This is a genomic window from Bacillus sp. S14(2024) (genome assembly GCF_050473785.1).
Lineage (GTDB): Bacteria > Bacillota > Bacilli > Bacillales > Bacillaceae_G > Bacillus_A > Bacillus_A yunxiaonensis.
Map to the genome: position 1 here is coordinate 1 of NZ_JBFLUP010000009.1, position 10,608 is coordinate 10,608.

The window sequence follows — 10,608 nt, forward strand, 5'->3', positions numbered from 1 at the left end:
ATTCATTTCTCCCTTTCTTCTACATTACAAGCTAAATACAAAATAAAGGTACTCATTTTCCCTAATAGATGATTACTTCTTATATAAATAAAGACCGTAATCTTGCATAACGGAAGCGTGACCTTGTTGTCGTAACATAGCTGCGATATTACCGCGGTGATAAGATCCATGAGTAACAACGTGTAATATAGATTCAGAAATAGAAGTTGTAAGTAAACCAGCATATGGATTATCAACTACAATTACTTTTTCTATATCTTCCTGAACACTCAGAAAGGCTTTATATCTCTTCGATAAATCGAAAAAGCTGCTCTCTATTTCCTCAATACTTTTTGACTCTGTTTGCTCTATTAATTGATTTACTAATTCAAATGCTTCATTCATACTTTTACCAGAAATCACATCTAACCATAAGTAATCGGTGAGATAAATATGAGATAACGCTTTTGATATAGAAGGAAAAATACTCTGCATTCCCTTGGTGTAAACATCCTGGGACAGTTCTTTTAATCGATCAATCATTTTTTGGTTCGCCCATACATGGTAGTCATACATTTCTAATGTGGAATTTATCATATTTCACATCTCCCTTTTCCCTACATTCCACCAAAACACAAAATATATAGGAAATGATTATAGTAACCGTACTTATCCAGATTATACCACTAATTGTCGGTAAATTCAGAAAAAAAGAAGCGTTTCTCTAGACGCTCCTTCCTTTTCTACGGTTCTATTTTTCGCAAAAACTAGATGTCATTTACTAATTGTAGTATTCTCTATCTGTAAATAATCAGTGCTTTCCACTTCATCTTCGTCATCCAAATCTACAATAGGTAAAGCAGTATGAACCGCCCAGTAATAGCTAATCAAGGAAACAATACTAACCGCTATCAAATCTGTTGAATTCGTTAAATATCCCTTTCCTTCACCAAACATACCGAAGTATGACACAACCATTATGGCAATGTAGTAAAAAACGAGCCATAACGATGACTTGATTTGCTGGGCAAAAGAATACTTGTGAAGTTGGTGCCCATTTTTTGCAACATAGATAAATTACAAACATAATAACTTGTGAAGATAATAACCAAGAAAGTGTTTTCCAACCAGACCAATAAACAATTAATGATGCAATGACAAATGAAAGTGGTCCAATGATTGACATCCCTTTTACCCAAAACGGACGGTTTAGCTCAGGAGCCCGTTTTCTAAGCGCCGCCGTTGTAATCGGTGCGAGAGCATAACTTAATACAAGCGCTGCAGAAACAACATTAATTAATGCTTCCCATGAAGGAAACGGTAATGTCCAGAAAACAGAAAGAACAAATGTAAGCCAAAGTGCAGGTCTTGGTATGCCTGATTTTTCATCAACTTTAGAAAATACTTTAAATAAGGTTCCGCTTTGAGCCCAGCCATATACAACACGAGGGGTAGCGGACATATAAATATTCCCCGTTCCACTCGGTGATATAATGGCATCGGAAACGATAAAATAGACCATCCACCCTAATCCTAACAGAACGGAAATATCTTTAAATGGTAAACTAAATTCATGACTAATTCCCGCCCAACCTTGGCTAAGCATTTCAGTTGGAATACTTCCAATAAAAGCAACTTGTAAAAGAACATAAACAATCAATGAAGAGATCACAGACAAAATAAGAGCAATTGGTACGTTCTTTGTGGATTTTTCACTTCACTTGCAACTGATACAATAGGTGTCAGTCCTAAATAAGCAAAAATAACACCGCCTGCAGAAATAGCTGCTTGTACACCAGAAAATCCAAACGGCGCGAAACCAGCACTTGAAAAATTATCACCATGTAAATGCATTAACAATACAATGATTGTTAGTGCTGGTACAAAAAATTTAAAGATGGTTATAATTAAATTCGATTTAGCAAATGTTTTTACGCTCCAATAATTTAACAGAAAGAAAATGACGAGCAACCCAAATTGCATAAGCCATCCACTTATAGTCGGCAAAGTAGAATTTTCTTTCGTCAAGCTCGGCCACCAAGCTGCAGCATATTGCCTAGCCGCTTCTACTTCAATTGCTATTAACTTGAAAATGCAATAAGGGTAATAAATCCTAATAAATATCCAAGTATAGGACCATGTGAATAAGCAGGATAGCGAACAATTCCTCCAGCCCTTGGAAGTGATGCCCAAGTTCACAGTATACAAGTCCTAATAAAAAAAATAGCGATTCCACCAATTACCCATGAAATAATTCCCGCTGGACCTGCTATTCCTGAAACATGGCTAGCAGCAAACAACCATCCTGATCCAAACATAGATCCAAAACAATAAAGGCTAAATCCAATAGTGATATTTCTCTTTTAAACTTGCCTTTGTTTGCCATACTTTAATCTCTCCCCTTTCAATCTTATATTTTCTTAATATTCAGTATTTTAAAATTAGACTATTGCCATTGTTTCATAATTTTATAGAAGAACAGCATATATGAAGAAAAATTTTCTATAAAAGTTTAATATAAGGAACGCTAATGATGGCTGCTCCCTAAATCATATGTTCCGTTTTTCTTATACATCAAGCTTTCAAACAGTGCGGAAATTCCAAACCTACTGCTGGTTGAAGATTCACCTGATGTAAACGCTTTATTTTTTAGAAATTCCAATAAAATTAATTAAAAAGATGGACAGTTCGATTGGTGAGAGCTTTCCATCAGTGGGGGATGAAGCCCCCCGCTGATGGAAGTTTCACTTTATTTCAAGTTCACCCAAATGCTCTTCACTTCTGTATAGTTGTCGAGTGCATAAGAGCCCATTTCGCGCCCAATGCCCGATTGTTTATAACCACCGAATGGAGCAGCAGCATCTTCTAAGTTGTAATCATTAATCCAAACTGTTTCCGGCCTTTAAGCGATTCGCCACTTTGTGTGCCGTTTTAATGTTTTCTGTCCATACACCTGCAGCGAGTCCAAATGGAGTGTTATTTGCTCTTTCGATGACTTCTTCAACTGTATCGAACGGCAGAACTGCAACTACTGGACCAAATATTTCTTCTTTTGCGATTGTCATATCATCTGTAACATCCGCAAAAATGGTTGGCTGAACGAAGTATCCTTTTTCAAATGCCTTCACACCGCCAGCTGCAATTCTTGCTCCTTCTTCTTTTCCTTTTTCAATATAACGTAACACGCGCTCTTGTTGCTTTTTGGAAACAAGAGGTCCCATTTCAGTTCCTTTTTCCATTCCTGCACCGAGCTTTACATTGTTTGCTAGTTTCGCTAGTTCTTCTACGACTTTTTCATAGTGCTTTCTATGAACGAACACACGGGATCCTGCACTACAGTTTTGACCATGGTTGTACATAATACCGTTAAAAGCACCAGTAATTGCTTCATCTATATTCGCATCTTCTAAAATAATATTTGGTGATTTTCCCCCAAGCTCTAACGTCACATGTTTAATCGTTTCAGCTGCTTGGCGCATAATATACTTGCCAGTGTCTGTGGAGCCTGTAAAAGCTACTTTTTCGATATCATGATGATTTACAATTGCTGCACCTGCTGTTTGGCCAAATCCAGGAACGAAATTCACAACGCCGTCCGGGAAGCCAGCTTCTTTAAAAAGCTGCGCTGTATATAAGAGGGATAACGGCGTTTGTTCAGCAGGTTTTAATACGATTGTACATCCTGTCGCAAGTGCTGCACCCATTTTCCACGCAGCCATGACTAATGGATAGTTCCACGGAATAATTTGGCCGACAACACCAATTGGTTCATGACGTGTATAGTTTAAATAATCCTTTGAAATCGGAGTCGTCTGACCAAGAATCTTCGTTGCCCAGCCAGCATAATAACGGTAATGTTCCACTGTTGCTGGAATATCGTCTTCTAATGCTACTTGATACGGCTTTCCGTTATCTAATGCTTCCAATTGAGCTAATTCTTCCTTATGTTCGTCAATTAAATCAGCCAGCTTATAAATTAAGTGTGCTCTTTCTGCCGCACTAAGTTCAGGCCATGGCCCTTTTTCAAATGCCCGGCGCGCAGCCTTCACCGCTAAATCAACATCTTCTTCCCCTGCTTCACTTACGAAAGCAAGAACTTCTTCTGTCGCTGGGTTATACGTTTCAAACTTTGTACCGCTTGTAGCTGGTACAAAGTTTCCATCGATAAAAAGTTCAATAGTTCCTTCTAAAAAAGCTTTCACTCTCGGCTTTAATTCTATTTGTGCTGTTAACATATTCCACTCACCTTTTCATTTTTTATTTGTACAGTGCTATGCCTTTTTACACATGTGAAACGGCAGTTAAAGTAGCTAAAATATCTTTCAACTTTTGATCTTCCTCAAGCGTTAATCCTAAACGAGGATAACGAGAAGGACCTCCTGCCTGTCCATTTAATTCCATTGCCCGCTTAACAATTTGCACATATTTTCCTGATCCTTCAAGGAATGTACAAAGCGGTAATATGCTGTCATTGATTGCCCAAGCTTCTTTTAGCTCACCTTTTTGAAAATGATTAAACATTTTCGTAACAAGATTTGGCACAATATTGCCTGCAACAGAAATCCAGCCTGTTGCTCCAACTAAATAAGACTCCATCACTAAATCTTCTGAACCGCAGAAAATTTCAATATCCCCTTTGCCATGTCTGACAAGATCTCTTGCTTTGCGAATATCCCCACTTGATTCTTTAATGTGAGTAACTCTTTCACATTCTTTTCCGATTCGCAGCATCAGCTCTGTACTCATATCAACGCCAGATGTAAAAGGATTGTTGTACAGCATAATAGGTACATTCACTGCATTTGAGACTTCTTTAAAGTGGAAATAAATTTCTTCCTCTTTCGGTTTACAATAATAAGAATTAATGATCAGCGCACAATCTGCACCATGTGCTTCCGCCTGTTTCGTATATTCAATTGTTTCTTTTGTCGTTTCAGCAGCTGTTCCCACAATAACAGGAATGCGGCCGTTCACTTCTTTTAATACTGTTTCAACCATTTGGAACTTTTCTTCTTTTGATAAACTTACAAACTCTCCAGTACTGCCGTTGATTACAATACCTGCAACCCCTTGATCTACGAAGTAGTTCACATTATTTTTCACACCGCCCCAATCAATCTCCTGCGCCTCATTCATCGGAGTAATTAATACTGGATAAGCTCCTCTAATTGTTGTCATTTCTATTTCCCCCTTAATATTTTTTTAGTTTTTTTGCTATCACTAGCAAGCACAATAACTTTAGTAAACGACTACAATTTGATTATTTTAGTAAAAATCCAGCAGATAAAGGATCAGTCGGATCTAATACAAACATCTGCATTCCTGTAATAAAACCACGGCTTTTCAAAATAAACTTGTATCCACTCTCCGTTTGTTTCACTCCTTGTACCGTCAAAGTGCTGCCAAAAATGCTTTCACTTACAAATGGTGGTTCTATACACACCTTCCCTTTAGAAAGCAAGCTTGTATAACACGCCATCGTCGATCCAAAACCAGGAGAACGAACAACATACCGGTCGGTGCGGAATGTAATTGTTTTGATTCGCCCTTCTTCTAAATGAGAATCATCCATTAAAATAACGCCCTTTATTGGCATTTTTGATTCGAGAGCTTGAAGCACTGTTTCTCCCCATCTCTTTAGTTCAGAAAGCTCCTCAACACGAATCTGTGCAGAAATATCACTTTTCTCAAACACTGCGTATAATTGATCAGCTTGCACGAGGGTGAACTGTGTATTGAAATGTGGATCGGACAATGGGATATTCGTTTCGACTATTTGACACGATTCACTTTCTATCACTACTGAAACTACTTCATCATTCTCCATCATCGCGGTAACGGAAATCACACCGCTGACCGTTTCGATTTTATATTCACTTGACGCCCTCGGCTTTAAATGACCGCATTCCAATAAAGCTGTAATCACAGCAACGATGCCCCCGTAATGAAGAGGAACCGTTCCTTCATGATTGAAAAATAATACTGCGGCATCAGCCTCTTCATTAATCGTCGGAACAACAAGACAACCATTTAAACCAGCAAATCCACGCGGTTCATTCAACAAAAGATAGATTTCTTCCGCAAACACATGCATAAACTGCTCATTCAGCTGCTCCAAGTTTTGATAGTGAATGAACGGCACATCTTTAATAACACGAAACGCTTGACCAGCTACGTGTACATCTGTTGTTGAATACGTCTTCTGAATTTTCATTTCACGTCCTCCGTTTCATGTTCCATAGGGGGAATGAGCAGAAATCCTTCTTTAAGCGGATCTTCTTCGTGATAGAAGAAGCGATGCATCCCCATTAACCAAGCTGATCCCGCAATTTTGGTCACCACAGCCTGGGTACCTTCCACATCTGTTGTTTCCAATACGCGTCCTCTAAATAAGGAACCGACAATGCTTTCATGAACGAATTCTTCGCCAATTGAAATTTCTTGATTGGCATATAGGACAGCCAATTTTGCAGAAGTACCCGTTCCACACGGGGAACGGTCGATTCCTCCCGGGGGAACAATAACTGTATTTTTCACATCTGCTTCCTCATGGGTTGGTTCAGTAAAAAATTCAACATGAGTTAACCCTTTAATAAACGGATGTTGCGGTGTGAACGATTTCAACTTTTTCATTAATGGTATTTCTAATGTTGATTGCTGTTTCGATTATGTTAGAAGCATTCTCTGGAAGTAAATCCAATCCAACTGATTTTGCATCAATGATTGCGTAAAAATTCCCGCCATACGCAATGTCAGCATCTATACGCCCAATTCCCTCGACATCAATGGAAACACGTTTTAAAAGAAATGCTGGGATATTACAAAAAGACACTTCTTTTGCTTTTCCATTTTCTACTGCGATATCCACTTCGACGAGCCCGGCAGGTGTATCCAATTTTAAGGAAGTGACCGGTTCTTGAATGGGAATCAATCCAGATTCAACTAACGCTGTACACACACCAATCGTGTCATGTCCACACATCGGCAAATATCCGCCCGTCTCTATGTAAATCACACCAATATCTGCTTCTGGATGGCAAGGGTCCGTTAACAAAGCACCAGACATGACATCGTGGCCGCGCGGTTCATTCATTAACAGTTTGCGAATCCAGTCATATTCCTTTTTCATATGGAGCATTTTTTCTGACATTGTTTCTCCAACTAACTTAGGAAGCCCGCTAATCAGTGTCCTCGTTGGATTCCCGCCTGTATGTGTATCAATTGTTGTAAAGACTCTTTGTGCCCTCATCTGCTCAACACCCTTTCTGTAAATCGGTTAAAGCTAAGCGGAGCAACGGGAATCGATGTTTCTTTTTCATTAATGAGTTCTTCTATTATTTTCCCAGTTACTGCTGCGAGGCTAATTCCGTCCCCTTCATGTCCCGCCGCGATATAATAATTTGGAATTTTATCCACACGTGAAACGATTGGCAAATGATCTTCCGTCCATGGCCTTAATCCTGCATATGAACGAATCACCATCATATCTGCCATTTTCGGATAAAAGCGGATTGCCCGGTTAGCAATACATTTAATGATTTCATTGTTTACTTTCGTATGAAAGCCGACAAATTCTCTACTGCTCCCAATTAAAAAATTTTGGCTTTCCGTTGGTTCAAAGACAAGAGCTACTCCGTATTTTTCAGTGAGTGGATCAACACGACGCTTTCCACCAAACTTAGAAATTAAGTAACCAAACTCCATTACTTTTCGAGATCCTACATGCTGCTGCCTTGAGGCAACGATGATATGCCCTTTTCTTGGTTCAATTGGTATGGAAAGATCAAGCATCTCTCCTATTCGAGGCGCCCATACTCCTGCCGCATTGACGACATGATCCGCAGTAAAAACTCCGTTTGTCGTTTCTACAGTAAATGAACCACTTTCTTCTTTTTTCATTTGTTTTACTTCTGTATGCTTGAAAGCTTTAGCTCCTAGTTTTTTTGCGTCTTCCAAAAGTGAAAAAGCTAAGAGATAAGGATTAACCGTAGAATCAGTGGCGCATTCTAGCCCACCTAATAAATCATCTGCAAAAAAGGGGGACTCCTGCCGAATATCCTGCCGGTCAAGCATTCGAAATGGTAAACCGGCAGCTTTTTGACGATTCACCCATTTCTGTGCCGCTTCCATCTCCTCGTCCGACTCACAAACAAGGATGCTTCCTGGTGCTCGATATTCAAATGGATACTCCAATTCTTTGCTTAAGTCATCCACTAATTTCTGACTAAACAACGACATCTGACTATCAAAACCCGGGTCTTTATCAATCGCCAAAATATTGCCGTCACATCGTGAAGACGTGCCACTAACAAATTCCCCTTTTTCAATTATCGTTACATCTCTTCCATACTTAGAAACATAGTAGGCAATCGAACAGCCAATAATTCCCCCGCCAATGACTAACACGTCACAATGTTTCACATCACATTCCTCCTCTCGATGAAATGGCCTCATTATCTAAAATGCAATTCGTGTGCCAATTCATGTGAAACTATCACAATGGACTATTACTTCATCCCGGCTGACGGTTCGGTGCAAGTGACGGCGACTCGCATCGAACAGGAAAATTTCAGAGGGAAAAGAAATTACTTTTGTGCTTTCAAATTTTTGTTCCTATCACCAGGATTCATTCCTGATTCAGTTCCTCAATTTCTAAACACAGCAGTTTTACTCTCATTTCATAGAATGAAATTTTCTGTTTAAATATTTTAAACATTCAGCTAATTGGTGTATAATTTTTTTTACAGTGTTAATCATTTTTTACAGCGCAGGAGGAGGATCACTATATTTTCATTACCGTCAGTAAAAGAAATAATAAAACATCTTCTAATCGATACACCGTTCGATAAACATCAGATTGAACAGAAAAACGGTGAATTTTATTATCGTTCAACAACAGAAACGCTTGATTTCCCATGCAAAATCGTATATGAAGATGATCCATTCTTCACCTTGATTGAGGCGTTTAATCAGCATTCCACAGCAATTATTCTTGATACAACCAAAAATCCAATAGGCTGTATAACAGCCGCTCAAATGATCCATTTTCTTCATAACTCTTACAATCAATTAAAAGCATTTTATGAAACTGTCATTCAAACAACAGATTCTTCAGTCACAGTCATTGATGATAACGAGCATGTTTGCACATGGACCGAAGGCGCAGAAAAAATTTTTTCAGTCAAGCGGGAAAATATAATCGGCCAACCAATTACGGATTTTTTCGACTATAAAAATCTAGAAATCTTGCAATCTCTGCATAAAGGGAAAAGTATTGCAGGACAGCACCATCAGCCTCGGTCTGATTTGTTTGTCATAATCAACTCTAATCCCGTTTATTTTAATGGTCAGATTATCGGGGCAGTCGTTTCAGAAACGGATATCACAAATCAAGTCGTACTGAATGAGAAATTATTTAATATGTCCAACGAAGTACACCGTTTAGAACAAGAAGTAGCAAAATATAAGGATTCATCTGATCCATTTCAATCTATTAAAGGAAAAAGTACCACCCTGCAAAGAACAGTGGATTTAGCTAGAAGAGTATGTTCTGTTAAATCCACTGTTCTCATATTAGGCGAAAGCGGTGTCGGAAAAGAGGTGTTTGCGAAAGCAATTCATGAGGCAAGTGAAATGCCGAAAGCACCTTTTATTTCAATTAACTGCGGCGCGATACCAGCATCTTTATTTGAAAGTGAGCTATTCGGATATGAACGGGGTGCTTTCTCTGGTGCCGATAGTAAAGGAAAAAAAGGAAAAATAGAACTAGCAAAAGGCGGTACATTATTTCTTGATGAAGTAGGTGAAATGCCGCTCGAAATGCAGGTAAAACTCCTACGCGTGCTGCAGGAGCGGAAATATTATCGCGTTGGTGGAGAAAAAGAAATCAATATCGACTTCCGTATCATCGCTGCTACAAATCGCGATTTACAAGAATTAATGAGAAAAGGACAATTCCGTGAAGATTTATATTACCGATTGAACGTAGTCAGTTTGCACATCCCTCCTTTAAGAGAGCGGCAAGAAGATATTATCGAATTAACCCATTACTTTTTACATGATTTTTCTTTGAGCTATCAGCGGCCAATTCATGAGTTTCCTCCAGAAGTCATGCATGAACTGCTTCGGTATGATTGGCCTGGCAATATTCGCGAACTTCGCAATGTCATAGAACGGCTCATCGTATTTGCAACAGATGGCGTAATAAAAAGAGAGTATTTACCCTTTCATCCAAATAGTATCAACTTTGAAAACACACCAAAGACTGTATCTAATGTACTTCAAGAAAATGATTCAACCATCTTATCACTACAAGAAGAAATGGATCAACACGAGAGAAAAGTAATCGAAAGAGCGTTACAGATCTTAGATGGAAATAAATTAGAGTGCGCGAAACAACTTGGTATCACAAGAGCCACTTTATACAATCGTTTGAAGCGGCTCGGCCTACATTAATCCTCTTCCTCCTCTGCATTGGCACATTTTTTGCATAATATTTTTATGAAAGACTGTCGAGGAGGAATTCAAATGGTTAACAAAGAGAGCATTGTGATTTGCCGCTGTGAAGAAGTTACTTACGGACAACTTCAGAAAACGGCAGATCAACATACATGCACAGCAAGAGAATTA

Annotated in this window: 5 protein-coding genes and 4 pseudogenes; 2 read left to right on the forward strand and 7 right to left on the reverse strand. The window is 38.8% G+C overall.

Annotation, left to right across the window (positions count from 1 at the left end; all coding sequences use genetic code 11):
* Nucleotides 1–72: 72 nt before the first annotated feature.
* The 7 genes and pseudogenes from AB1279_RS24340 to AB1279_RS24370 form a co-directional block, all read right to left on the reverse strand.
* The gene (locus tag AB1279_RS24340) at nt 73–576 is read right to left on the reverse strand and encodes a DinB family protein (protein WP_429757958.1); all 504 of its coding nucleotides are present in this window, start codon (nt 574–576) and stop codon (nt 73–75) included.
* A 349-nt stretch (nt 577–925) separates the two neighbouring features.
* Nucleotides 926–2,178 (reverse strand): annotated as a pseudogene (locus AB1279_RS24345) (APC family permease).
* A 550-nt stretch (nt 2,179–2,728) separates the two neighbouring features.
* A pseudogene (locus tag AB1279_RS24350) lies at nt 2,729–4,214 on the reverse strand (aldehyde dehydrogenase family protein).
* A gap of 46 nt (nt 4,215–4,260) precedes the next feature.
* Nucleotides 4,261–5,157, reverse strand: coding sequence for a 4-hydroxy-tetrahydrodipicolinate synthase (gene dapA, locus AB1279_RS24355; protein ID WP_429757955.1), 897 nt, complete (start codon nt 5,155–5,157; stop codon nt 4,261–4,263).
* 82 nt (nt 5,158–5,239) lie between these two features.
* Nucleotides 5,240–6,193, reverse strand: a complete 954-nt coding sequence (locus AB1279_RS24360; RefSeq protein ID WP_429757954.1) for a proline racemase family protein — start codon at nt 6,191–6,193, stop codon at nt 5,240–5,242.
* Nucleotides 6,190–7,228, reverse strand: a pseudogene (locus tag AB1279_RS24365) (proline racemase family protein). Before AB1279_RS24365 ends, AB1279_RS24360 begins: the two are co-directional and overlap by 4 nt.
* On the reverse strand, nt 7,225–8,400 hold the full coding sequence (locus AB1279_RS24370; RefSeq protein WP_429757952.1) for an NAD(P)/FAD-dependent oxidoreductase: 1,176 nt from the start codon (nt 8,398–8,400) through the stop codon (nt 7,225–7,227). Before AB1279_RS24370 ends, AB1279_RS24365 begins: the two are co-directional and overlap by 4 nt.
* 357 nt (nt 8,401–8,757) lie before the next feature.
* Here AB1279_RS24370 and AB1279_RS24375 point away from each other — a divergent pair, with 357 nt between their 5' ends.
* Together AB1279_RS24375 and AB1279_RS24380 are read left to right on the forward strand one after the other, a co-directional pair.
* Nucleotides 8,758–10,434 (forward strand): sigma-54 interaction domain-containing protein, encoded by a 1,677-nt coding sequence (locus AB1279_RS24375; protein WP_429761580.1) that lies wholly within the window; start codon nt 8,758–8,760, stop codon nt 10,432–10,434.
* 72 nt (nt 10,435–10,506) lie between these two features.
* Nucleotides 10,507–10,608 (forward strand): annotated as a pseudogene (locus AB1279_RS24380) ((2Fe-2S)-binding protein); the annotation flags it as partial.

What these genes read in the sequence shown, in the direction of transcription:
- dapA (WP_429757955.1), bottom strand. Translation starts at nt 5,157, where the DNA reads ATGACAACAATTAGAGGAGCTTATCCAGTATTAATTACTCCGATGAAT.
- AB1279_RS24360 (WP_429757954.1), bottom strand. Translation starts at nt 6,193, where the DNA reads ATGAAAATTCAGAAGACGTATTCAACAACAGATGTACACGTAGCTGGT.
- AB1279_RS24340 (WP_429757958.1), bottom strand. Translation starts at nt 576, where the DNA reads ATGATAAATTCCACATTAGAAATGTATGACTACCATGTATGGGCGAAC.